Source organism: Desulfobacula sp., assembly GCF_030145145.1.
In the GTDB taxonomy this organism is placed as follows: Bacteria; Desulfobacterota; Desulfobacteria; order Desulfobacterales; family Desulfobacteraceae; genus Desulfobacula.
Map to the genome: position 1 here is coordinate 115,698 of NZ_JAQYWD010000002.1, position 25,549 is coordinate 141,246.

Consider the following 25,549-nt stretch of genomic DNA (forward strand, 5'->3'; position numbering starts at 1 on the left):
AGCTCAGTTTTCCCCTTTATCTGTGGTCCATTTAATACAGAAGCGGGGCTTGGTCCTAACTTCGCCCACTTGTCGTAATTGATGGTTCGACGGGGTCAGGCTTGTGTTATTGTGCTTTTGATAACAGACTGTAATAGCAAAGAAATTCAGCAAAAGCGTCAATAACGCAAGCCTGACCCCTCCTGGGTATTGGCCGAAACGATGATCAAGCCCCAGAAGCGATTTTGTATTATTCATCAGCAGCTGCCCCTATAAATTGTAATATGCGATTCTCCATATGGGCATAAAAAGGATTGTGCCTCAGGCGTATCATATTTTGTTCCGGAATAACAAACACTTTTTTTTCCCCCCTCACATGGATATTCCCAAGCCTGACGGGACCGGTCTCACCCATGGGGGAATCCCCGTATATCGGATCATCCGGGGAGAAAGGCAGGGCCACATGGGCCAGGGAATAAATCCCGGCCGGCCAGGAAAAGGGAAGTTGTTTCCATGTTGTTGCGGTCTTCCCGGCTTGTCGAAGCACCCGTCGGAGATCATTCTGGGTCTGTGTCATATTGGTCAGCAGCTCGACCTTGAATGGAAGGGTCTGTTGTTCAAGGAGACTCGCTTTGAAACGTTTCCCGGCATCCTTCTTTATCACCCCCTGGGCCATGGTCTGTTGATTGACATCAAATACAACAAGGGTATTTTTTTCCGATGGCAGATAGATCAAAAATTTATCCGCCACCGCATCGGCCTGGATGGTTGCGTCTACAATGGATTGAAAAGCGATAACCCTTGGAAATGATGCAAGCCTGTTGGCTGACGCCATTTTTTTGATCCGCTCCTGAACATGCATCGCCAGTCGATAGACCTGCTCACCGGCATTCACCGGGAATGAGTTGTATTTATAGGGATCATACTCCGGAGAGACCGATTCCCAGGCCATTTTCCCCAGCCCGGGTAATCGAGAAAGCCCCAGCTGAAATTTTGCCAGCCGGGCAATCGGCTGCAATCCCATTGCCGGAGAAAGCAGAATCAACCCATTGGTTCCGGGAATGTTCTCACCATCAATGGCACTCAAGGCATATTCCACTGCCAGGGGTGCCCCGGTGGAATAGCCCATCAGGTAAAACGGCAGCTTGCTCCCGATACGATCCGCAACATGCCGGGCACCCATACGGACGGCGGCGGCCCAGTCCTCCCAGTGGATATCCAGTAACTCGGCTGGAATGGTCCCATGTCCGGGAAGGCGAAGTCCCACAACCCAGAACCCCTGGGCCTGGAATTTTTGGGCAAGGGATCGAACACTGTAGGGTGAATCTGTCAGCCCATGCAGCATGAGAACACCGCCTCGGGGAGAATCAACGGGCAGTTCAAAGGTCCTGTTCCAATTGACGGAAAACCCCAAGGGATCTGAACGGCTTCCGGTTCTGTACCGGTCAAAATCAGATCCCTTTGCGGCTGAAGGCTTGTAAACTTTCTCACGAAGCACCTTGAACAGGCGGTCCTCCAGTTTAAGGTAGTCATCAAAATCAGAAATCTCCCCCATTCGAGAGGCGCGAAACTCCTGGCCAAGATCAATAACATGCCAGGGTTCGCTGACATACCGGGTGCCCAAAAAAACATAGGTCCCCACCCCGCCTAAAAATAAACACACAAGGCCGGAAATAATAAATAAAACAAGGTGTTTGATAACTCTTTTCATCAGGGCAGAACCGTACAGGCGCCGAACAGCAGGAAGCCATAATCTTCTCCGGAAACAGAAGCCGACATTTTGCCCGTTTCACTGGTTACCATCATACTCCATACCCTTTGATTTTCAGCACCCTGTAAAATCAATTGGCTGTCCGCCATTTCAACCCTCTTGATGGCGCTTGTTTTTGAATCCGGGGTATTGAATTCTCTCAGGACTTTCTCCTTAACATCAACTTCAATAAAGGTGGGTAGATTGACTGCTTCAGGTAAAATTTCCTGGCAGTCACCTTGTGAGTCGCACTCAATGATTTTCGTTATGGCGCATAAACAAGGGGAGGAACCGTCAATGGCACCTGCACAGGCAACACAGGGAAACACAAAAGCCGCCGCCAGAAATACTATAATCAAATAGTTACGCATGATTTTCTCCTTTTTTTGTCGTTAAATGAGCGAACCTATTCATTTGACCCTGCTATTTCACAGAGTAGCCGCGGCCTTCAAGACACCCCTGGTAGGCACGATTAAAATCGCTGCGATGCTGGTTATAATTCGCTGACTGATTCTGTTGAACCGCTTGCTGCTGGGCAGCCTCATCCCGCTGCCGCATCCCCCCCAGCAAGCCGCCGGATACCGCGCCAATGGCCGCCCCTTTTCCGGCATCGCCGGCAATGGCCCCAACAGCAACCCCCAGCAATGCGCCCCGTCCTGCGCCCCGGACGGCGCCACCAGATTGAGCCTGGGCCTGCTGGGGAGGCGCTGCCATCGCAGGGTCAAAACCGGTCTGCTGTTTGGCCCACAACAGGCAATCGCTCTTATCTTTATCTGTCTGCTGCTGGCTCTGTCCTTTTGCCGGATACACGAATAATTCAGCGCAGAAAGCAGTGCCTGTCATCAAGATCAACGCCATACAAATACCCGTGCTGATTAATGTCCATTTTTTTTTCATATCCCCTCCTCTTTTAAAATAAACTCAGCGGTTATACCTTTGTTTGTTTTTTGCGCATGGCTAGTCTGCCGGTTTTCCGAATACATTGCCGACATCAAGCTTTCGCTTTGACAGGTAGAGGAACCGGATGAGTTCATACTCAAATGGAGACCCTGCCTCATAGTAGCGAAAACTTTGGAGGTGCCTTGCGTCAATGGCTTCTAAAGCAGAGATACCCAATAAAATCGAGTCTTCGTCATCGACATTCTCCATGGGGTCGATCCAGTCATACACGGCCGCACGAGCTGCCGAATCCCCGATAAGCCCGATGGTATCCCGCAGACTCGAAGGCCCGAAGATGGGCAGCACCAGATAAGGACCGGCTCCTAAACCATAAACCCCCAGTGTCTGGCCGAAATCCTCGTTCTGGCGGGGAAGACCCATCTTTGTGGCCGGGTCAAAAAGCCCGCCAATGCCGATGGTGGTATTCACAATAAATCTTCCCAGGGTTTTGACGGATGCCCCCCCCTTAAACTGCAGGATGGAATTTGTCAGATTTTTAAATTCTCCAACGTTCTTAAAAAAGTTTGAAACGCAGTCTTCTAAAAAGTTTGGCATGATAAATTCATAGCCACTGACAACCGGCAGGAAGACATACTTGTCAAATCCGTAATTAAAGTTGTACATGCTCCGATTAAACCCCTCCCAGGGGTCATAGGCATCTGCTATGGCATACTCGATATCGGGATTCATATCACTGAGCTGGTGTTTTGCCGGTGTGACAGGCAATTGCGGGTCTATTTTTTTTGGTGCACTGGCACAGCTTGTGAAAATAAAAACGACCGCCACCATCATGACTATTTTACCGAAACTTTTAAGTAATTTTTTTAACATGATCTATATCCTTTAAAATTAATTGCTGAAAAAATTGATCATATAGGCGACGTTGTCTTTGTGGTCTATGTTGCCGCAATGTCCCCCCCGGGGATAAATCTTCGCCCTGGCCTGAAAAATTTGTTTTAAATAATCCACCTCTCCCGGTGCCAAAATCAGATCATCTGAATTGGTGAGCAACCCGATTTTCCCGGCAGATTTCAGGTAGTCTTCAATGGCCACAAGGCTTGTTCCACTGATCAACTCCGCCTTTGTCAGGCCCGGGTCAGCAGCGCTGAAATAGGGGAAAAACAGGTTGTCAACATAATCAACAAAACTTTGTCGACCCGTGACCTTACTATAAGCGGTCAGGGAATCCGTGCTGGATAATTTAAGATTTTTCGGCACGATATACCCTGCATGATTCAGGACATCGGAACTGAACAGCATATTGGAAGAAGAAATTCGGAAAGACAGGCCGATGATGGCAGCCATCCCCGTCTCAGACGGATTGTTTTCATTGTATATGGCGTAGAGGAAATCATCTTGAAAGTCCAGGGCCGCATGGGCCTCATAAAATTCAGTAAAGCGGGTCATGGCTTTTCCAAAATACTCAGCAAAATTATCAATTCCACCGGGGATATTGTTCTCCAGCATGCCGTCGAGGATAACCACGGAGTTGAAAAGGCTGACAGGCGGGTTGATCATCAACACTTTTTTAAAATTAAACAGTCCTTTTTCTTCATCCAGTTTCGAGACATAAGCGGACTCGGCTGCTCCCAGGCTATATCCGGTGAGATAAAACTCCGAGACCTTGATTTTTTTACGGGCCTGCTGCCAGGCCAAATCCATGACGCGGTATAAATCAATGGCATCCTCCACGGAGTTCCCCGGCATTTGACTGGTTGACGCATTCACCATAAAATTGGGATGGGTGGGAGATGGCAGGCAGATGACATGAAGCCCGGCTCCCCAGAAAGCACTTTGAAGCATTTTCATTTTTGACGAATTGTAACCGGCTCCGGTGCCGGCAATGATAAAGATCAGCGGTGCTTCTTTTTTCTGATAGGCCAGAGAATAACGCAATTTATCCTGATACCAGAACACATCGGGAGTTTTTCGATCCGGAAATACCGTCATTTTTAACTGTTTGACCTTGATGTTTTCCGGAAGCGATGCCTTGAAAGCATTTGGTGTGCCAATAATCGTAGCCGCATAGGCGTCTTCCAGGGGGTAGTCATAACTTTTTTCTGCACCTGCACTACCGGCAAAGACCAGTAAGCTGCAGAAACCTGCAAGAAATAATTTCAGGGTGTTCATCTATTGTCTCCTTTTCTGTGCATTATTAAACTATTTGTTTTTCAAACCGCTCACTTTTCAATTAATATTCACGATCACGAATTGGTTTCCTTCTGGTTGATAATAGGTTCCGCCACACTGATGCAGTGCCACTCCGTTAATCATAACCGTTCGGCATCCTCCCGGTAAGGCAGCAACATAAACGGCAGTCCTACGAATGGTCACTAGGGTTGTTATCATTGGCAATTCCCTACTCATCTGTTTCAAGGGAGATTATGGGCTGTAACCGCTCGTTCTCATAGGGCAGGCATACTTTTTTTTCAACCGATGGTATCGTGGTCATGGGCTCATTCACCCCCCGGTCTTTATATCCGGCCACAATGACACCATGGACAATTGTAAGGTCATTGGGAAAAATACGATCGCCAAGCAACACGGTATTTGTGCTCCGGTATTGCCCGCCTGTATTAATGGCAGCCGTGACATAATAAAACGTTCCGCTCCCGCCCGGGTTATGAACAAGGATGAGCCCAGCATCTTCATCACCATCCCCGTCAAGATCTCCTTTCACAGGCGGGTTAAATATCCTTGTCACCATCTTGACGGCCGAACCGGGAACGACAGATGATTCGGAATAGCCATTGTGCAAAGACACTTTCCGGCCTTCTATGATGTAAGTTGCATTCAAAGGATCTGCCGACAGATCAACGCCAGGCTCAATAATAGGAATTTTCTCGTTACCCATCAAAAGATTGCGGACCCCGGCAGCAGGAATGACAGCCAGGGCCATGGCCACCCGGTCTTCAATCGGCAGTGCTGACATTGTTTCCCTGACCAGCACCTGTGCGTCGCCATCCTTGAGCAAAACCGCTGCAATACCGATGCGGTTAAAGAACACGACATTCCGTGCAAAGAGAACCAGATGATGCTTAAAATCAATTTCCGGCGGTTTATCCCCGGGCTTAAATACCTGCCAGACAGCAGTGAGGTCTGTTGCATGATTGATGTATCCGATTCGCCATGATTGCATACCCACGGGCAGCCGATGGATTTCGGAAACCGGGTAATCTCCCTGCCAATCCTGGAGAATGGCAATATTCTGTGGTTCATGACCGGCCGCAAAAGGCTCAGTTATTCCCCCAAAGGCAAAAAACACGATAAACCCAACGACAAAATATTTAAGTTTTCCTGTGGATATCATTTTACAATTATCTCATCCTCCTTGATGGTTGTGATGCGCTGCAAGGCATCCCTTATGCGCATTATTCTTCTTCCAGCACAAGTTCCAATGACAATATCGGCATGCGAAGTTCGTAAAGACCATTCAGCACCCCGATTAACTCGGACTGATCTTTCACCTGTCCCACAAGCGTGGTTACCGGATCTTGATACACCTGGATATTCATTGTGATCTGCATGCCGGCCAGGCGGTCAGACCAGATTTCCTCCAGGCACCCCTGGATCTTGATGCGATAGGTGACCGCTGAATCAATGGTGAGGCGCTTTCGCTGCAGTTTATCTGTCATAACTGTCAACTCCTTTCAAGATCGTAAATATCTTAGACATAGCATCACTCTTTCAATTTAATTGTGAAAACTATAGAATATAAAAATCCTTTTTTATTAAGACCTTTGTAGCCTGTTTTAATGGGAAAAAAAATCCCCCGGGAAGAGTGAAAATTCATCCCCCATTATGGGGGATAGGGAAACCGTTCAATACGTGAGTAATATCTTCAAATATTATATTGCTTATCGGTTTATTTTTGATAGGAGAGACAAACCGCTTTACTCTTTAAAGGGTTGATTTTCTGCTGCCGGCTTCATCTCCTGTTCATGTTTTTTTTCATATTCAGAACAGGGTGAGGTTGTGCTTCCTCTGCTAATAGTGCTCTTTAAAAAATCAAAGGCAACCCAGCCCGCAAACACATAGGGGCCAAAAAACAAACTACCATAGGTCGCTGCGGCTGATTTCCAGGGCAGCACCTTTACGGATGGATTGGTTAAAGGACCGGTCACTTTCACCGGCTCTGCCTTCAGGATCAGGCTCGACTTTTTTTTGGGTAAAAAAACATAGTCAATCTGTTCTTGAGATAGATCAATGGTCCCTTCTCCGGCAACGGTAATGTCCCGGGCATCAATGATAAAGGCATTCGTGGTGATAACACCCCTGGTGATGCTATAATCGGCTACCCCACAATCAATGTCGACATATTTCTGGCCTGTTGCCTTACCGATGGTCCAGCCAATAAGGTCGGTAAAAAGCATATCAAGCGGTTCTTTTCTCATCTTGCCATTCTTGAGGATCACGTAGATATCGCCTTCCATGTTGGCGACCAGGTCATACTCGCTTTTCCCAAATGAGGTGATCTCCATATCAATGTCCAGTTCCGCATCAAAGTCGTTTTTGATATTTGGCTGCTGAATCGAAAGTGTGAGCCAGGGATTGATATCTTTACCCGAAGCCTTGACACTTATCCTCAGATCCTTTTCCAGTTCAAGACGCATATCAAGTGTAATTTCCCCTTTCGGGTACGCCAGTCTGGCCGATTCAATGGACAGTCGGCCGGATTCCAGCGCAACCCTGAACTGGGCGGATTCAAGGGTCATTTGCTGTTTGTCAAAGGACGCGATATCGACAAAAAGATCCACATCCGCTTTTTTCAGCCAGTCAACCGTCAGGGGTTCCCGGGAAAAGAACGAACCTGTTTTTGCCGGCCCATCTTTGCCGGCCTTGTTTTCCTTTTCAATCAGATCGGGAATGAATACATTGTGTGCCTTTATTTTACCGCTGATAAAGGGTGTTCCCCGGCGGGAAACAATGCTGGTGACCGCATTCATCCGGGTTTCACCCGCGGTCATTTGTGTATCGCATTGGATTCCTTTCCCTTTTTTCGAAATCGCGCTGTCCAGTTTAACCGGACCCAGTTCAGGCAATTCTTTACCAAGGGCCTTCCCCAATGTCAGAGTATTCCGGCTCTCCAATCGGACAGCGAGGTCAATGCGTTCTATGGGATCGGCCTGATCCCATTTGCCAAACAACACCCGGCCGGTTGCGCCGATTTGCACTCCATTTTTTTTCCCGGCAGACAGATCAATTTTATTCAATTGCAATGCCTGGGTATCCCCTTCAATTCTGTACCTTATATCCAATGGCCCATCCATGGATGAATCAATGGGCAGGTCAATGCCAAGTCTTTCCCCCATGACCGATGTTTTTACGGATGTCATGATCACTTCCAGATCATAGCCGGTATTGGAAATATCCGGATCAAAGGGGAAACCGGCAATGCGACCATTCAGGTCAACGGTTATCCCCTTGGCATCTTTTGTCTGGACAACAATGTTTTCAAGGGAAGGTATTCCTCGCTTGGACCGGATGTCTGCCTGTCCCTGAACCCTGCCGAACTCCGGGATTGTATCAAAAAAAAGTGCCCGGGCCGATCGCGTGCTGGGAGCGGTAAACTCTAACTTGAGGGCCATATTTTCAGTCTGCAGACCAGTGGTATCATATGCCAGATCCAATTGGCCGGTCACATTCAGATCAAGATCATTCACTGTTTTCCCATTCAGGCGGCACTCCCGGATGCCCAGATGGGGGTATGCGCCGGATATTCGTGTGGAAAGGGTCATGCGCTTCAGCGGATCCAGGGTTTCCGGTAAGGCAGCAGTCAGCCAGGTTGGATTTTCAAGCCGGCCGTTCACCGTCAGGTCAAACCCGGTAAGTGCAGGGAGGTTTTCAATTCGGCCCTTCAGGTCAACTTGGATCCCCTTGGCGTCCTTTGTCCGGACGACAATGTTTTCAAGAGAAGGAACGCCTTTCTCTGACCGAATGTCTGCTCGGCCTTGAATACTGACGGATTTCGGGAGGGCCAAGATTTGTTTCAGGTCAGGTATTTTTCCCTGCACGTCGGCCTCTATGGTTGGCGGCGATGATCGAAAATCCATCAGCCCCTCCGAGGACAGGTGAAAAAAAGGCGCTGCTACTGCCAGGAAAAACGGGAGGCGCTGCTGCTCCAGCAGGGTCTGTATCCGGGGAAGGGTCGCAACGACATCAAGCAGGTTGTCCCCAAACCGGGTTTTCAGATTGCAGATTAATTTGTCGGTATCCGGGTCAACCGTGACCGTCAATTGTTCGATGTCCATTGCCGGAAGGTTGATTCGTTCATTGGCACGAACAATGGTTATCTGTGAAATCCGGATGTCGTGCAATACAGGTCTGAGAGGGAAGGATCGGGGCAAATTAAATGTACCGGCACCATCCGTCGCTTTTATTTCCACCCGGGTATCCCCTAACACCAGTTTAGGGATTTCCAATCTCCCCTTCAGTATCCCCGGCAGGCTGATCTGAAGTTGAAACAAACTGCTGTCAATCTGCAGATGGGTACTGGTATCCTCTATCTTCAGATCGTGAATCGTGATCATCGGAGACAGGGTTCGGGTCATGGCGGCATTTTTACCATAGGAAATCCGGGTTCCGGTGGCGGATTCAATCTGCTGGGTGATCAATGCCATCACGGTTGTATTATCAAGCAGCAGAAAGGTCCCGGTCACTCCCAAAGCCAGGCAAACAAAAATCAACAATATGCCGGCGAGCATTCGTTTTATCATTTTCATTCACCCTCTTTTGTCTCATACAAATGAACGTCTCTCTGGGGAAAGGGGATTTCAATTCCAGCCAGCTTAAACTCGCTGTTAATATCCTGGTTGAGTTCGCTGAGAACGGTTAGTCTCTCATTGAATTCAGGAATCCAGACCCGAAGTTCAAAATCCAGTGAACTTTCTCCAAAAGAAAGGAATAGAGCCCTTGGGGAAGGCTTTGATAAAACCATGGGACTCTCATCCGCACAACTCATTAATATTTCCAATACTTTTGTTATGTCGGTTCCATAGGCAACCCCCACAGGAATTTTTACCCGGGTAAGCCGTTCTGCAAGGGTCCAATTGGTCACCTGGCCCGTCACCAGGTCGGAATTTGGAATCACGATCTCAGCGTTATCAAAGGTTTGTACCACCGTAGCCCGCAGCCCCAGTTTTTTTATCTCGCCGGCTTCATTGTTCACCTGGATGATGTCCCCGACCTTTATGGGACGTTCAAACAATAAAATCAGACCGCTGGCCAAATTATTAACAATGGCCTGGAGTCCGAAACCAACACCAATCCCCAGGGCACCGCCTAGAATGGTCAAGTTTGTCAACTGAACCCCCAATACATGGAGCACCAGAATCAACCCAATGGCAAGCATCGCATAATTCACCAGGCGCACAATGGAAAACTGAACCCCCATCGCTGCATTATACCGGGGAAGCACCTCCTGAAGCAAAAGGCCTTGAATTGCTTTTGAAAACAGGGAAACCAAATAGATGGTTATGGCTGCATCAACAATCATACCCGGTGAAACCGCCCAGAAGCCGGCAGCAAGTTGAAATGACTGAAAGCCCTTCATTGCAGCCTCTTTGGTGGGATAAACCCCCAAGGTCTGCAGAGCAAGGATAAAGAGTATAAACGAATAGAATAGCATGATGACAGGCGTTAACTGGCTGACAATGACAACTGAATTTTTTCGTGCCACAGCCAGGGGGGTTGTTTGAAGTAAGAGTTCCAGCAGGGTTTTTGTGGCGAGCAATAACATCCAGAAAACAACCGTATAAATCGAGATATCCAGCAGTGAATTGAAAGAATATAACGCAAGGTCTTGAAATCCAAAAAGTTCCAGCACGAGAATGCCAAAAAGTATAAGTGATACGAAACGCAGGCCCAACAACCCGAAAAAAGATATTTTCTGTCTTGACAGGTACCAGCTCTGCCCCAGGCAAAAAATCAGTATCAAGGCGGTGGCAAAAAAAGTATACAGATAAAAAACAGACTGGGGAAGATTCAATAATTTAAAAAATTCAATCGCCATAATCGCCATAATGATTTGGAAAACAAATCTTTTTTTCCAGAATACGTCAAGCAGGACTCTGGACAACCGGACAATTGAAACAAGAATAATGATCCGCTTCATTGTTTCCCAACCCTGAAACAGTGGCACCGCATCCTCATTAAAAAAATCGATAAGGGTCAAACCGGCCAAACACAAAAAAATGGCCGATGCCACAGGCCGCTGGGTGAAAGAATACCCGTCGGCAGATGCCTGCATTATTTTTTTGCTGCGATGAATGAGGATTGAAAGGATAAAAACAGCCAGGCAAAGGACAAGAATAAAATTAAATTGGTCGGCAAACAGCTGCTTTTGTATCCCTGCTGCAGCAATAGCATTTTTCCATATTGTTTCCAATAATTGTTTGTTCATCTGGGAGTAGAACTCAACAGAAAAGATAGAAACAACTTTACCACCGTTCTTCCGAAACGGTTGAATGCGTTTTGTCATATCTAAGGTCAAAGAATGGATTTTGACCTCAAGATCAACAGATTTTTTGTGTGCTGCCAAAGCAGGGTTTAATTTTTTTAAAATGTGTTCCAGGGCCAGATCCACCTTCCTCTGATGGGTTATGATATCCTCTTGAAGCAGTTGAAAAGACAGGTTTTGCTTTGCAATCTTAACCCAGGTATCCAGTACCGCCTTTTTTTGTACCCATTCCGTGTTTAAGGTGGAAAGATTTTCAATGCGCTTTAAAACAGGGGTGCTGACCCTTTCTATGCGGTACCCGAGTTTGTATGCCTTTCTTTTAATCAGTTCCAATTGATCATAATTAATTTCCCCATCGGACGATGCTGCTGAAACTTGACGGGACAGCACCTGCATCTGATTGGATATGTCAGAGATCTCCTTTTGAAACCGGGAGAGGATAACTGGCGCATCTATCTGGCCTTCAAGTTCAACAAACCGCATGGACAGATCCGTGACATAGGAAAGAAAGTCAACTATATTCTTTGGCGGCGGGAGTTTTTCAGGTGTGGGGGTTTCTGTTTTTGAAGCTGAAACGGCGGACCCATTTCCCTCTTCAGCTCCCTTTGCCAGGGGCACCAGCATGAAGAGCAACAGGAACAAAATCCCTGCATATCTCATCACTACTTTGCAGTTACAAGCGATAGTCAATGATCCCCCAACATGGGGGAGGGACGTCCCTCCCCATGATTGTTAATCTGTTTTTGTAATTTTGGTACCCTGGAGACCCAGTCCGCCCATCAATCCTTTTTGATCAAAAAAGAAGGCATAGATTTCCGACTGGGCAGTAGTTGTTGTCATGGATTTGGAGGCACCGACATCCACCACAACGATGGTGGGACCTACACCCAGCTCCCACCCATCACTCTTGTCAAGATAGGTCAGGGCGGAATCCGTCATCAGAAACAGGGCATATCCATATTTCTGGAGGCCGGCCTGAAGACCGTAGGACACCTGGATGGTGTTGTAATTACCGGTAAGTTTTCCATTTTTGAGCAGTCCGCCATCACCATATTGTCCTCCCACAATAAAGCCCCCTTTGACAATGCTTGGAAACACAAGGATGCCTTTTGCCTTTTCCGCCAATGATTTGGCAGTTTCGGATTTGGCATAGAGTGTTTCCAGGGCCGCATTGATTTCAGCCTCACCTACACCTGCAAGGGCGGGTTTGGTAAGGCCCGGGATGAATATTGTGGTCGTAACGAATGCAAGAACAAGGGCAAGTTTTATCCAATTAATGTATCTCATGTTATTAATCTCCATATTTAAGGGTTATATTGGATGAGGGGAATCTGGGCGGCAAGATCGTACATCAGCGCCGCATTGATCTTGTTCTCAATCTGATAATACCGGACAACTTTGACATTGGGCAGCGCTTTTTGAAACTCAGGAAGAAAGGCCAGTCTAAGCTTCGGTCCCACAGCCTCAATGGCGATCAGCTCATCCAGTATCTGTTTCGCCGTATCATTATCCATTTCGCCATAGGCCTCTGCATAGGCAGAGATTAACCCCAGGGTCCTTGCCCGGAGCAGGAATAATTCATCCTGGTATCTGGCATATACCGGCCAGAACAACTGGGCTTCCGCCTCGGTCAGTTTCATGTTTTCCGCGACAAACAATTGTTTGTCTGCACGGATTTTTTCAACCACAAACTGCATGGTCTGGGCCGGTTTTTCCTGGGCAGATGCCAAAACAGGCCATACCATCACCAGCAGCATTAAAACGAGGGCCAGTCTAATTTTTTGTGTCATTCTTTTATCTCCTTTTTGCGATAAGGCTCTGCAGGACATCCTTATAACCATCCTGCAGAGCAGGTTTAACTTTCCGGCTTATTTTCTGTGATCCTTCTGCAAATACAGATACCCCAATCATACAGATTCCTCTTTTTCAAATGTTCATGATTCTACTCCTTTTAAAATAAATTGGTTTACTTGTTATATAATTTCACCTGTATCACTAAAAAAAAGATTAAAACAGCGCCACATCCGCCAGAGGTACCGTCTTGCTGCAGACCACTTCCCCGGGGCCGGGAAGTTTGCAATTATAAACCCCTACCGCACACCGCCGCACGGTGCGCCGGGCCACCCCGGCAACACTGACCGGGGTTAACGGACGTCCGACCCTGGCTTCAGCAGTGGGAATCAAATCCTGAGTGCCGGGCATGGAAAGATGCCGGCCAATCTCAGATCCAAACATCCCGATGACCCCAAATATTAAAACCATAACAACTATCTTCAATGTGTTCATTTTGTCTCTCCTTTCATGAAATGATCCGGCAAGTCATCTGTGCCCTTGAGATCCTTGAGTGCGACTTTATCGGCCTTGGTTGGGTTTTTGAAATGAAAATCAGTTGCTGCCACATCGCCTCCGGTCTTCCAGTCCCTGATCTGAATGGTGTATTGCGGCCCACTGCTAATAAGTTTTGAGGTGATGACATATCGGCAGGGATAGGGGCGGTCTCCCTGGGCAATCCAGATCTGCCAATCAACATCCTTTGTTCGAAAGGCAAGGAAATCGCATTCAATGCCACCGACCACACCACTGCCAAGATCCTTTACATCAATGACACCATACATCAGGTCATCGTAGGCATTCGCCAACAACAAATCTGCGGCAGGCAAAGGCCTGTTGTACGTATCCTTTAATTCGTCCACCAGGTGATTGATGGTGCCGGTCACCTCCACCTGGGTATAGAGGTTGAGGTTCTTGCCCAGCAGGGTCAGGGTTTTCCCGTCAAAGGACAGTTCAACATCTGCAAACCCGCCGGAACGAGTGACACGGATCTTGTCAGGCCGGTTTAGAATAACTGTGCCGGAACTTGCCAGGGCAAGTTTCTGATCATCTTTTGTAACAACCTCAAGGGTGGCATCGAATCCAAATGAAAGGGATTTCTGGGCCGCCATGTAATCGGACATGGCCTTGAGTATCCTTTTGGCATCTGCCTCATCAGCGTAACCCCCCGGGGACGTTACCGATAAAAGGATCAGGGACATTACCACGACAGCCATATACCGCACAAACGTCTTCATTACATTGGGACTTGTTTTGTTCATTTGAACGTATCTCCTTTTTTTATTTGTGGATAGTATCATTACCGTCCCGAATTTTGAGTGAATATCACCACTTTTTTCAGGAATTCTCTTTGTGTAACTCAGTTATAAAATGTTTGACCCTAAAAAAAAATCCCCCAAAGAGTGTGAAAATGATCCCCCATAATGGGGGATGCGACACTCCCTAATACTTGATCCGGTTCCTTTTTTCATACCCTTTTCTTGACAATCAGAGACGTCCTATCCTGCAGATAACGGGCATATTGTTAATATACGAGATCATTTTGGACCCGTTTCATTTGTAATGATCCGGCCCTGATCGTTGAGACCGATGGCTCGGTGTCTGGAATTTTAATTGAGGTGTTTAGCGGATCTTTTCAGATTGTTTCTACTCCGGGAAAGGGAACTACTGCCATAATGACTGTCCCGTTGATACGGCCGATGACGGAGACACGGGAACAAGACTTTGCTTAACTTTATTGGTGGGCAACCAGACCCAGTTTTTGGGCTTTGGAAACCGCATTTCGTCGGCTGTCTACCCCAAGCTTTTCATAAATTTTTTTCAGATGTGTTTTAACGGTTTCCGGTGAAATGTACAGTTTTTCTGCAATTTCTTTGTTGTAAAGGTGTTGTGCCAACAGGGTCAAAATCTCCAGTTCACGCTTGGTCAATGGGTCTTCCAGGGTATGGGAAGATTCCGGTATAGCCGATACCGGTGTCCAACCTTCCGGGCCGGTCATCGGCGTTACAGCGCCGGGCCCGTCAGCGCTGAAAAAAGCCAGCAGGTTCCCAATGAAGTCCATGGAAACCTGTCTTACCTGCAGCTGCTTGAGCATGTCCGCCATGGGCGGACCGGGTTCAACAAACGGCCGAATCATATTGCCGGGCATAGCCAGGGTCACTGCCGCCTCCAGGATTGTGAGTGCTTCGTCCACAAGGCCCTGGTGATGATGGGCCAGGGACTGAAGGACCATGATCTCCACCATCTGACAGGTGTTCTGCCATGCGGTTGTTTTCTGGTGAAGGTCCTCAAGTTTTTCCAGGGCTTGTTCCAGGCTCGCCTGGGATCCAATGGCGATGAGTACCCGGCATTCTGTGATGACGGGGATCTCCAAAAAGAAAAGCATCATTTGATTGCCCGCCGTTTGATTCACCCTCCCCTGCCAGCGGGCGGCTGAACCGAGATCCCCCCGCAGCAGGGCGAGCCGGGCACTGCAGGAATGAGCTATCTCAACATTTCCCGGATCCTTGGTCCGTTGTGCATGCGCTTGTGCCTGTTTCATGGTCTCATCGGCTTCAGCCGGTTGCCCCATGAGCTGATGGATCATCGCCAGTCCCGTCATGTCGTCCACGGTAGCCCTGTGGTGTTTAATGTATGGATGCTTTACCGCCTGGCTGAAATAGTGTTGCGCTGCTTCCAGGTCGAACATCTGTAAAGAGGCGTTCCCCAGTACATGCATGGCCCATGCCTCGGCAAAGGCGAGGTGGTTTGACCGGCTGAGCGCCATCAGTTTCAGACCTTCGGCAAAGGCCTGTCTCCACTCGCCATCCAGCATATGGATAGCGCACAGGCCAATCCTCAATCGGGATAACACCATTCCCTGGTGCAGGTCTTTTTGGAAAATTCCTTGATTCAGTCGTTGGACGGCATCCTCTTTTTGCCCATTAAGGTGCAGTGCCAGGCAGGCCCAGCATTCAACCTGGGCCCTGAATACGACTAAAGGCGATTGGGAAAGCTGTTTCGCGGCGTTGTTAAACAATTCTGAACTTTGCTCTGCCTTGCCGTTAAAATAGCAGACAATGCCCTGGAAAAAACAGATCTCGGCCAGCACGTCAGGTTCTGTTAATACTTCGTCAACAAGGATTTCGACCCGTTGGAGGATGGTGGTGATCTCCCCCAACCGTGCTAACTTCAGCAATATCCATGCCTGGCCCAGCAGGAGTTCGCATCGTTCCTGTTTAATCTCATGGGGTAATCGATCCAGCCATGTTCCAAGCATCTGCCATTGATCAGCCGCCAGAACGGCCCACCGGTTTTGTTCAACAATTCGAGCGACTGCCGGCACATCCCCGGCGGCCAGCGCATGGGTGATCGCCTCATCCGGCAAACCTTCTTTCGCAAACCACTCTGCTGCATGGCCATGGAGCGCTGCAATTTCATCGGAATTTTGATAGCGCTTTAAATAGTGTTGCAGAAATTGCTGAAACAGACGGTGGTAGCGGAACCAAAAATTGTCTGTGTCTTGGTTGAGAATGAACATATTTTCTTTTTTCAATAGATCAATAAAGGCCCATGAATCCAATTCATCCCTGTTTGATTGCCCCCCCCTGCCGAGCACGGCATCACACAAAGGGGCACAAAACCGATCCAGTATGGCGATTTTTAAAAGACACTCCCGAATTTGTTTAGGCTGAGAGGAAAAAACCTCATGGAAAAGGTATTCCATAACGTATTCAGGACTGCCATTCAATTTAGAAACAATGGTATTAAAATCCTTCTCATGTTTCATGGAAAGAGCTGCCAGCCGCAAACCGGTAATCCAACCCTCTGTTCTTTTTATCAATTCATCAATGATAGGGTCCTCTAACGGTTCCTCGGTAATCAATCGCATATACGCGACTATTTCTTCTCGTGTAAACCGCAGGTCATGAAGACGGATTTCTTGAAGCTGTCCCTGGGCGCGAAACTTTGCCAGGGGCAAGAACGGATCAGACCGGCCGACAAGGATCAGGTGCAGCGATTGTGGCGGGTAGTGCAATAGTTCTGTTATCAGGTCGTGAATTTTCTTTTCCCGGATGAGATGAAAATCATCCAGCACCAGGATAAACGCCTGTTCAATCAGATTCAATTCATTGGCAAGCCTTCCGGCCAGGACATGAATGGGTGGCAGGGCAGCGGCGTTGAGGATCTCTCTGAATTGAGACAAGGCCGTGGGAAAAAGTGTCTGCACTGCATACACAAGATAGGTCAAAAACCGCTGCAGATCATTGTCATCCTCGTCCAGGGATATCCATGAATTCGGCCAGTCATGGGTCTCAAGCCAGTATCCGACCAGGGTGCTCTTGCCATAGCCGGCCGGTGCCGTGACATTCTGAAGGGGAAGATGCCGGTTTTTTTCAAACAATTCCACTAACTGCGGACGCGGAACATGATCCTCAGGCCTAAAAGGGGAATGCAGCTTTGTTTCAATAATTTCAACAGGATTTTCCTGAAAAGAGGGCTCTCGGGAAATGCCTTGCCGGAATTGCGAGATAACAAGGTCTGTAATCACGGGGCTCAAATACGATTCTCCTCCCATAACGGCCCGAATTCCCTTTACCAGTTCTTCCGGTACACTCTCTTTGACAATATACCCCACTGCCCCGGCTTGAAGCATCCCTTCCACAAATTCATTTTCAGAGTGAATGGACAAGGCGATCACTTTTGTATTGGGATAATCCGACAGGATCTGTTTTGTGGTATCAATACCGTTGAGCCCCGGCATGGTGATATCCATGACAACGATTTCCGGTGACAACACCTGGATCAAGTCCAGCGCTGTCTGGCCATCGCCTGCCTCACCGACCACCGTCATATCTGTTTCATCTTCCAATAAGGAGCGAAGTCCTTTAAGAAAAATCGGATGGTCATCTACTAAAAGAATGGATGTTTTTAAATTATGCACTGTCTTCACTTTTTAGAAAATTACAACTCCAAGGCTCCAAAAGGCTATATGATTGGAAAAAATAAGTAAAGCAATTTTTTATCGCCCGGCCGTCACCAGCATGGTTCGAAGGGGTCAGGAATGGTCAAGCGTTGCTTTTCCCCACCTGATTTCTGCCCTTGAAAAGGGTGTTGATATCTTATCAAAACAACCTATTGAGATGGCACTGCATGTCGGCGATATCGGGGAAAGCCGAGAACCGGAAAAAACCTATGTCCATCACTTTAATACCGCAACCAGGATAATGGACAAAATGGGTGTTCCCTGGTTTCTTACTTTTTGGTATCCATCACAATTTTGCTTTTTGGATACTCAAGACAGGGATAATCATACTTGACTGTTGGTTTTTAAAAACTTGGGTTTCAATCAGTGTTGACTATGAATACAAAACAACGCCCTCGAATTCTGAATCACACTAAGAACTGAAAAAAGAAGTCAACTCTTTTTGTTTAAGGGCATACAGCGACTGTAGATAGACACTATAATCGCTCTGAATATTTGGATTTTTTCAGGCGAAAATAGATTTTTTGATTTCCAGAATGCTCAAACTTACAAAGGATAATCTTGATAATTTCAAACCCGGTAAAGGTCATGAATTGGGATACTAATCACAACTCCAGCCTGGTACAAAATTGATATTCGGAACTTAAACATTTGATGAAGACCAGATAATCCTCGCATACCATATGTTGTGGTTTGAAAACCTTCTTTAGAATCGACTCTTACACGTTAAAAGGCTTGCCTATATCCTGAAGCATTCCTTCCCACTTCCTGCCTCGCCAATAACCCTCATATCGGCTTCATCCTCCAATAAAGAACCGAGCCCTTTAAGGAAAATCGGATGGTCATCCACCAAAAGGATGGCAGTTTTCATGTTAAGCACCTTCCTCAATAGTATCGTTACCAAGGGGAACAGACAAAATGGCCTGACATCCATTACCAGGTTTGGAAAAAATCTTCAGGGAGCCTCCGAAATCGGCCATCCGTTCCCTGATGCTGAACAGACCGAATCGGGTTCCATCCGTCACAGCAGTGTCATTTAGGTCAGGTTTAAATCCAACACCATCATCCTGAACACTAATCGTTAATGCCTCCGGCAGCCTTTCCAGCATCACAACCACGTTGGAGGCCTGGGCATGTCTGATAACGTTGGACAGGAGCTCCCGGACGTTGCGGAACAAAATAGCTCTCAAATCATCGCTGATCACTGCCTTTTTACCATCATCAATAAACTTTATTCGGATATCATGCTGTTTGTCAACCCGTTTTTCAAGCCAGTTGGATAGTGCTGCTGTCAACCCGAGTTCATTCAACAAAGGAGAACTCAGATCAAATATCAGTCCTTTTGTGCCCTGTATGGTGGTTAGAAGCGTTTTAGACAGTTCATCCAAAAGATCTGCCAGCTTTCCCTCAGGCGCAAGCTTCCTGGCTCTTGCAACCTGGATGCGTGAAAAGGCAAGGGTCTGGCCTATGTGGTCATGGAGATCGTTGGCAATGCGCCTTCTTTCCTTTTCTTCGGCCAGGGTCAGCTGGGAGGCAAGTGCCTTTAGTCTCTGCTGATAATTTTTCAGTTCCTTCTCCGCCTGTTTTCTTACCTGGATCTCGCTTTGCAATTCAGCCGTGCGCTCGGCAACCTGCTCTTCCAGGTGCAGCTGCATGCTGCGAAGGCTCATGTGGGTTCTGACCCGGGCCAGGACTTCCATTTCCTGAAACGGCTTGGATATAAAATCCACCCCTCCGGCTTCAAATCCTTGAACCCTGTCCTGGGTATCTTGCAATGCACTCACAAAGATAATGGGGATGCCCCTTGTCCGTTCATCCTGTTTCAACTGCCGGCAAACCTCGAATCCATCCATCTCCGGCATTCTGACATCAAGCAGTATCAGGCCCGGCGGTTTAGCCAGCGCTGATTCAATGGCCAGCTGCGGTCTTTCCGCCGGACGAACCCGATAGCCCTCACTGCCGAGCAGTTCGTTCAGCAGCTGCAAATTAGGTATTTCATCATCAACAATAAGGATGTCGTCATCATATATCTTCGAAGTGTGTTTCGAAATCATCTGCTTATCCTACCCCCCTTTCATTTGCGGTCCGCAAAAGGTCTCTAATCTGACCTATTTGATAATTATCTATGCGTTTCTGTAAGCCTTTTGCAATTTGCTTACTCGATTTGGTGAAAAAGCCAGCTTACCAGTTTGCTTTAAAAAAAATGAATCAAGCTTCGGATTAAGGATGCGGGACTCATCTATGAATTTCATACTGATAATGCGATCAATAATCAAGTTGAATTTCCGATCAGGAGAGAAACATCCTAAAAATATGTTTAAGGGTAATTTCCCTCAAGCTGCAATCACCTTTATTGTCAATATATTTTGAGAATTGAGCGTGGGCTATTCTGGAACGGAAAGTCCTGTTGGGCTGCCAGAGTGTAGTTTTTTAACGTAATGACTGAACTCGTTCAGGAACAACCCAATGCTGCAAGCGATCCTGAGATTATCGGTTTGATTGCTTACATTGTCATCACTCCGGCCATGGTCAAAAATAATGGTGGATAGGTTCCCATTATCAGCAGTGTCATTTCGACATTCAGAAAGAATACAGGCGGATCCTATGGCATTTGTTTCGGACTAACTCCTCCGAAGGGCAAGGATTGAAACTGGAAACAGCCCAAATTCTTCGCCGGTACCATTAAAGGTTTTGCAAAAATAAGGATTCTGATATAACGTTTTCAGCATTAACCACCCGGTGAAAAGGATGTTTAAATAACAGTTGAATGTTAGCGTTGAAACTCTTGAGTAGCTTTTGCTGATTGGTGCCGGGCGCGGAATCATTCGGGGCAGGTTACAAACTGAATCCATAGTGTATTCATATGCTGCTCGATTCGTTCATACAGGTATGGGAGAATTATAAAATGAGTCGTATCATACAATGCAGATTCAGCACCTTTCTGGCAGTGATGTTGATGCTATTATGCTGGAGGGTTTGCCTGTCTGCACAACAGGCAGGAGGCCAGGCTTATATGCAAAAAAGCCGATTTCTCAGGTTTGATCATATTGGTTCCAAAGAAGGGCTTTCAAGCGATGCTGTCTGGGATATCGTCCAGGATCCCGACGGCATAATATGGGTCAGTACTTATGCCGGGTTGAACCGTTATGATGGGTCGAGTTTCAAGGTTTACCAGCACGAGCCAGGAAATCCTTACAGTCTGCCTTATGACGCTGTGCGCGAACTGTTTGTTGACCATAAAGGCGCCCTTTGGGTTGGGACCTGGCAGAAAGGGGTCCAGGAATTTGACAGGAAGACGGAACGGTTCATCCGCCACGAGCCAGACCCGAATGATCCGTACAGCCTCAGTCATGGTAAAATCAGGGCAATCTATGAAGACCGTTCCGGAGAACTCTGGATCGGCACCATGGGGGGGCTGAACCGGTATGATCGCGAAACTGGACACTTCATCCGCTACCTGCATGATCCGGATGATCCTGATACTATAGGCAGCAATATTGTCTGGTCCATCACTGAAGACTCTGCCGGTGCCTTGTGGATCGGCACCGGGAACGGTCTTGATCGCCTGGACCGTGAGACAGGACAGTTTAAGCACTTCCGGCATGATCCGGACGATCCCTACAGCCTGAGTCACAATTCTGTTAGATCGGTTATTGAAGATAAAGAAGGAACGCTCTGGGCCGGCACCATGGGGGGGCTGAACCGGTATGATCACAAAACCGGACACTTCATCCGCTACCGGCATGATCCTGCAGTACCGGATTCACTAAGCCACAACGTGATTTTCATGGTTTACGAAGACAACACCGGCAACCTGTGGGTAGGAACCTGGGGCGGGGGACTTGAGCGGTTTGACAGGGAACACCAGGTGTTTGTTCACTGCAAAAAAACTCCAGGTGATCCCTATGGCATCAGTTCTAACAATATTTTCAATATATATGAAGACCGGGAGGGGACGTATTGGATTTCCACGGAGGACGGCGGTATCAATACCATCAATTCCGGTGACAAACCATTTCGCCATTATCGCGCCATTCCCGGCAACCCGGACAGCCTGAGTTCCAACGGTGTGCGTTCCTTATATGTGGATGGGGCCGGCATGGTATGGGTGGGAACCACCAGCGGAGGGCTTGACCGGTTCAACCCTGTTAAAGAAACCTTTACCCACTTTCAAAATGATCCAGGAAATCCTGACAGCTTAAGCGGCAACTCAATTATGGCCATTGTTGAAGACAGAGACAACATCCTCTGGTCAGGCGGGTATGGAACCGGCTTGAATCGATTCGACCGGAATACCGGGAAGTTTCAACATTACCGGCATGATACCTCCGCCCCGGATAGTCTCAGCAATGACTCGGTTACCGCCATCAGAGAGGACAGGTCCGGTATGCTCTGGGTAGGCACCTGGGGAGGCGGGCTGAATGCGTTTGACAGAAAAACAGGGCGGTTTAAACATTACCTCCATGACCCGGACAATAAAGCTTCCCTTGATAATAATCAGATATTTTCACTTTATGAAGACCGTGCAGGAGCCTTCTGGGTCGGAACCATGGGAGGGCTGAACAGATATGATCCAGCAACGGATGCCTTTATCCGCTATACCAATGACCCGTCCGATTCCAATAGCATCGGAGGTAAGGTTGTGACCGCATTCTGTGAAGACAGTGAAGGACGGTTCTGGATCGGCCTGGGCGGGGGACTTGATCTGTTCGACCGTTCCAGTGGAACCTTCACCCACCACACCGACAAGGATGGCCTGCCGTCAGCGGTCACTTTCGGACTTCTCGATGATGATCTGGGAAACCTCTGGATCAGTACCGTCAAAGGGTTATCAAAATTTAATCCAACAACAAAAATATTCAGGAATTATTTTGAGCGGGACGGTCTTCAAAGCAATGCCTTTTCAAATTTTTCCGCCTATGCCAAAAGTCCCTCCGGCCGGTTGTATTTTGGAGGAACCAACGGCATCACAGCCTTTTACCCCGATCATATCTTGGATAACCCGGTCATTCCTCCGGTGGTGATTACTGATTTTCTAGTGGCAAACAAACCGGTTGCCATCGGTGAGGATTCGATTCTCAGGCAATCAATCCTTGAAACCGATTCTCTGGTACTCTCCTACCGTGAAAACGTGTTCTCTTTCGAGTTTGCGGCATTGAATTATCGGTCTCCGGAACAGAACCGCTACAGATACAGGATGGAGGATTTTGAAGATCAATGGAATGAGACAGGCAGCAAACGTAGGTTTGCCACGTACACAAACCTGGATCCAGGCAGGTATGTGTTCCGGGTGCTTGCTTCAAATAATGACGGCAAATGGAACGAGAAAGGAGCCTCGATAAGGATCAGGATCACACCGCCGTGGTGGGAGGAGATGTGGTTTCGAATCAGCGCGGTTGTCATGATGATCGGGTTTATCATCGCCGGTTTCCGATGGCGGGTGAGAGCTGTTGAAGCAAGGAATATTCAACTTGAAGCCCAGGTGAAAGAGAGGACCCGGGACCTGACAATTGCCAAAATATCCGCGGATGAGGCCCGGTCGGCAGCTGAAAAAGCTAATCAGGCCAAAAGCCTTTTTCTTGCCAGTATGTCCCACGAGCTTCGTACTCCCCTTAATGCCATTCTCGGTTTTTCCTCCATGCTTGGTCATGATGCCGGCGCCACACCTGGACAGATAGAAAAATTGACAATAATCAATCGAAGCGGCGAACACCTCCTGACAATGATCAATGATGTGTTAAGCCTGTCCAGCATTGAAGCAGGGCGTATTGAAGTAAAAAATGAAGCCTTTGATCTTTGCCAGATGATGACCGATGTTGCCCTCATGTTCCGGCCCGGGGCCGAAGAGAAAGGGCTCAGTTTTGCCATGGAATTGAAAGACGATCTTATACCATGGATCATGGGGGATTCTGGCAAGTTGCGGCAGATCCTGATCAACCTGACGGGTAATGCCATCAGGTATGTTGAAACAGGTAACGTGTGGCTGCGGGCGGAGACCCGGCCATTGGAAAACAGCTCGTCCATGGTTAACCTGCTGCTTCAGGTGGAAGACACGGGGCCGGGCATGTCGGAAGAACAGGCGGCCAGAGTGTTTGACGCTTTTGTCCGGGGGGACATCAGCAGTGTTGACAAGCCCGGCACAGGGCTGGGTTTGACCATTTCAAAACAACTGGCAGAGATGATGAACGGAGAAATTTCTCTTGACAGCCGACCGGGCCTGGGCTCGTTGTTCGAGGTGAGAATCCCTGTCAGTCCAGCTGAACCCTTGACGGTGACGATTCCTGATGCCCAAACGCTGAAGGTTATTGGCCTCAAGGATGATCAGCCCAAATGGCGTGTCCTGGTGGTGGATGACAATTACGAAAACAGATTCCTGCTTACCAGCCTGCTTGAACAGGCAGGCTTCATTGTGAAGGAGGCCAATAACGGGCATGAGGCTGTCGGTCTGTTTAAGGATTGGCATCCCCATCTTATCCTGATGGATATACGTATGCCGGTAATGGACGGGTATTCAGCAAGCCGGGCCATCCGGGAATTGCCCGAAGGAGACGACGTAAAAATTATTGCCGTAACTGCCAGTTCGTTTGAGGAACAGCGCAACGAGGTTCTGGCGGGTGGATGTGATGATCTTGTTCGTAAACCCTTTAGTTCCCAAGAGATCTATGATGCCATTGCAGGACTGTTACACCTTGAATACTGTTATGAACAGGAGATGGAAAACCTGCTGCCCGGAAAGGACCAGAAGTTAGATGCCGACATGCTTTCGATATTGCCTAAAACCTTGTTGAAAGAACTTGACCAGGCTGTATTAGCACTGGACAGGGAGGCGGTTTTTGGTGTTATCCAGAAGATAGCCGTCCGGTCTCCGGATATAGCAGCCGGGCTTAAACCGTTGGTAGAGAATTATCAACTGGGCAGGATCCAGGATCTTCTCAAGGCAGTGAAATAAAGAAGGAACATCTATCCATATGGATTCGGCAGACAATTTTAAGGCAGATGGCAGGGAGATTCTCATCATTGATGATGAAATACTCAATCTTCGGCTCCTGGGTGAACTGCTGTCCAGGGAGGGGTTCAAAGTCCGATCGGCAGAACGGCCTGGAATGGCCATAAAATCAAAGAAATAGGGTAACACTTCCAAGTTAGAAAACAGTTTTAATTAATGGAGTGTTACCATGACCGACCGTAAAAAATTAATAAGAAGAAAGCGCAAAAAAAATTACTGATTTTATACGGTTTCCTCCTAAGCACTGATGGTATACATGGTCGCTGGCCATGAACTCAAAACAGACAGGACTGGAATAAGAAGTGCTTGGTGATCCGCCTTGGGGTCCGGTTGAGCTTTATAACGTGTAGCCGTCTCTTTTTAAAAATTCTTCCAGGCACAAGATGTTGTACCCATATTATTTTTCTTCCCAGATTCAAAATTCCATTATATGGGCTGGAACAAAATCAAATTTCAAAATCTTCCATTACAGCATATTGGAGTTTTGATTTTAAAGAGATTCATTTTATTTCATTATACTCCCATGAAACCCTCCATGCTGATCCCCGCTGGGGAAATATTTTCATGGCACGCATATCAGACCATCAATTTCAATGGCTTGAGCAGGACTTGGAAAAGAAT

The 25,549-nt window shown here is 47.7% G+C and carries 20 protein-coding genes; 3 read left to right on the forward strand and 17 right to left on the reverse strand.

Annotated features, from left to right (window positions below):
- Positions 1-3: 3 nt before the first annotated feature.
- From Q1Q15_RS01530 to Q1Q15_RS01600, 15 genes are all read right to left on the reverse strand, one after another.
- Entirely contained in the window at positions 4-237 is a 234-nt protein-coding gene (locus Q1Q15_RS01530) for a hypothetical protein (protein ID WP_300455663.1), read from the reverse strand.
- Positions 230-1,690, reverse strand: a complete 1,461-nt coding sequence (locus Q1Q15_RS01535; RefSeq protein ID WP_300455666.1) for an alpha/beta fold hydrolase — start codon at positions 1,688-1,690, stop codon at positions 230-232. The genes Q1Q15_RS01530 and Q1Q15_RS01535 overlap by 8 nt, the downstream gene beginning before the upstream one ends.
- Positions 1,690-2,100 carry a hypothetical protein gene (locus tag Q1Q15_RS01540; RefSeq protein ID WP_300455669.1) on the reverse strand — a complete coding sequence of 137 codons (411 nt, stop codon included), beginning with the start codon at positions 2,098-2,100 and terminating at the stop codon, positions 1,690-1,692. Before Q1Q15_RS01540 ends, Q1Q15_RS01535 begins: the two co-directional genes overlap by 1 nt.
- Positions 2,101-2,152: 52 nt before the next feature.
- The gene (locus Q1Q15_RS01545; RefSeq protein WP_300455671.1) at positions 2,153-2,626 is read right to left on the reverse strand and encodes a YMGG-like glycine zipper-containing protein; all 474 of its coding nucleotides are present in this window, start codon (positions 2,624-2,626) and stop codon (positions 2,153-2,155) included.
- A 60-nt stretch (positions 2,627-2,686) separates the two neighbouring features.
- Complete coding sequence (locus Q1Q15_RS01550; RefSeq protein WP_300455673.1) at positions 2,687-3,499, reverse strand: VacJ family lipoprotein; 813 nt, start codon at positions 3,497-3,499, stop codon at positions 2,687-2,689.
- Between the two features lie 18 nt (positions 3,500-3,517).
- The gene (locus Q1Q15_RS01555; RefSeq protein WP_300455675.1) at positions 3,518-4,798 is read right to left on the reverse strand and encodes a hypothetical protein; all 1,281 of its coding nucleotides are present in this window, start codon (positions 4,796-4,798) and stop codon (positions 3,518-3,520) included.
- Between the two features lie 229 nt (positions 4,799-5,027).
- The gene (locus Q1Q15_RS01560; protein ID WP_300455677.1) at positions 5,028-5,978 is read right to left on the reverse strand and encodes a hypothetical protein; all 951 of its coding nucleotides are present in this window, start codon (positions 5,976-5,978) and stop codon (positions 5,028-5,030) included.
- A gap of 61 nt (positions 5,979-6,039) precedes the next feature.
- On the reverse strand, positions 6,040-6,303 hold the full coding sequence (locus tag Q1Q15_RS01565; protein ID WP_300455679.1) for a hypothetical protein: 264 nt from the start codon (positions 6,301-6,303) through the stop codon (positions 6,040-6,042).
- 258 nt (positions 6,304-6,561) lie between these two features.
- Positions 6,562-9,390, reverse strand: a complete 2,829-nt coding sequence (locus tag Q1Q15_RS01570; protein WP_300455681.1) for an AsmA family protein — start codon at positions 9,388-9,390, stop codon at positions 6,562-6,564.
- Positions 9,387-11,816, reverse strand: a complete 2,430-nt coding sequence (locus Q1Q15_RS01575) for a mechanosensitive ion channel domain-containing protein (protein WP_300455683.1) — start codon at positions 11,814-11,816, stop codon at positions 9,387-9,389. Before Q1Q15_RS01575 ends, Q1Q15_RS01570 begins: the two co-directional genes overlap by 4 nt.
- A 42-nt stretch (positions 11,817-11,858) precedes the next feature.
- Positions 11,859-12,413: a lipid-binding SYLF domain-containing protein gene (locus Q1Q15_RS01580; RefSeq protein ID WP_300455685.1), complete on the reverse strand. Its 555-nt coding sequence runs from the start codon at positions 12,411-12,413 to the stop codon at positions 11,859-11,861.
- 17 nt (positions 12,414-12,430) lie between these two features.
- Entirely contained in the window at positions 12,431-12,916 is a 486-nt protein-coding gene (locus tag Q1Q15_RS01585; protein ID WP_300455688.1) for a hypothetical protein, read from the reverse strand.
- Between the two features lie 217 nt (positions 12,917-13,133).
- Entirely contained in the window at positions 13,134-13,412 is a 279-nt protein-coding gene (locus tag Q1Q15_RS01590; protein ID WP_300455691.1) for a hypothetical protein, read from the reverse strand.
- The gene (locus Q1Q15_RS01595) at positions 13,409-14,218 is read right to left on the reverse strand and encodes a DUF2092 domain-containing protein (RefSeq protein ID WP_300455694.1); all 810 of its coding nucleotides are present in this window, start codon (positions 14,216-14,218) and stop codon (positions 13,409-13,411) included. The genes Q1Q15_RS01590 and Q1Q15_RS01595 overlap by 4 nt, the downstream gene beginning before the upstream one ends.
- Positions 14,219-14,691: 473 nt before the next feature.
- A complete protein-coding gene (locus tag Q1Q15_RS01600; protein WP_300455697.1) occupies positions 14,692-17,880 on the reverse strand; it encodes a response regulator in 3,189 nt (1,062 codons plus the stop codon).
- A 52-nt stretch (positions 17,881-17,932) separates the two neighbouring features.
- Between Q1Q15_RS01600 and Q1Q15_RS01605 the strand changes: the two genes are divergently transcribed.
- Complete coding sequence (locus Q1Q15_RS01605) at positions 17,933-18,256, forward strand: hypothetical protein (protein WP_300455701.1); 324 nt, start codon at positions 17,933-17,935, stop codon at positions 18,254-18,256.
- 405 nt (positions 18,257-18,661) lie between these two features.
- Here the strand turns inward: Q1Q15_RS01605 and Q1Q15_RS01610 are convergent, their stop codons facing one another.
- Positions 18,662-18,793: a hypothetical protein gene (locus Q1Q15_RS01610; protein WP_300455704.1), complete on the reverse strand. Its 132-nt coding sequence runs from the start codon at positions 18,791-18,793 to the stop codon at positions 18,662-18,664.
- 1 nt (position 18,794) lies between these two features.
- A complete protein-coding gene (locus Q1Q15_RS01615; RefSeq protein WP_300455707.1) occupies positions 18,795-19,976 on the reverse strand; it encodes a response regulator in 1,182 nt (393 codons plus the stop codon).
- 959 nt (positions 19,977-20,935) lie between these two features.
- Between Q1Q15_RS01615 and Q1Q15_RS01620 the strand changes: the two genes are divergently transcribed.
- The gene (locus tag Q1Q15_RS01620) at positions 20,936-24,871 is read left to right on the forward strand and encodes a hybrid sensor histidine kinase/response regulator (RefSeq protein ID WP_300455709.1); all 3,936 of its coding nucleotides are present in this window, start codon (positions 20,936-20,938) and stop codon (positions 24,869-24,871) included.
- A gap of 19 nt (positions 24,872-24,890) precedes the next feature.
- Positions 24,891-25,049 carry a hypothetical protein gene (locus Q1Q15_RS01625; RefSeq protein ID WP_300455712.1) on the forward strand — a complete coding sequence of 53 codons (159 nt, stop codon included), beginning with the start codon at positions 24,891-24,893 and terminating at the stop codon, positions 25,047-25,049.
- Positions 25,050-25,549: the final 500 nt, after the last annotated feature.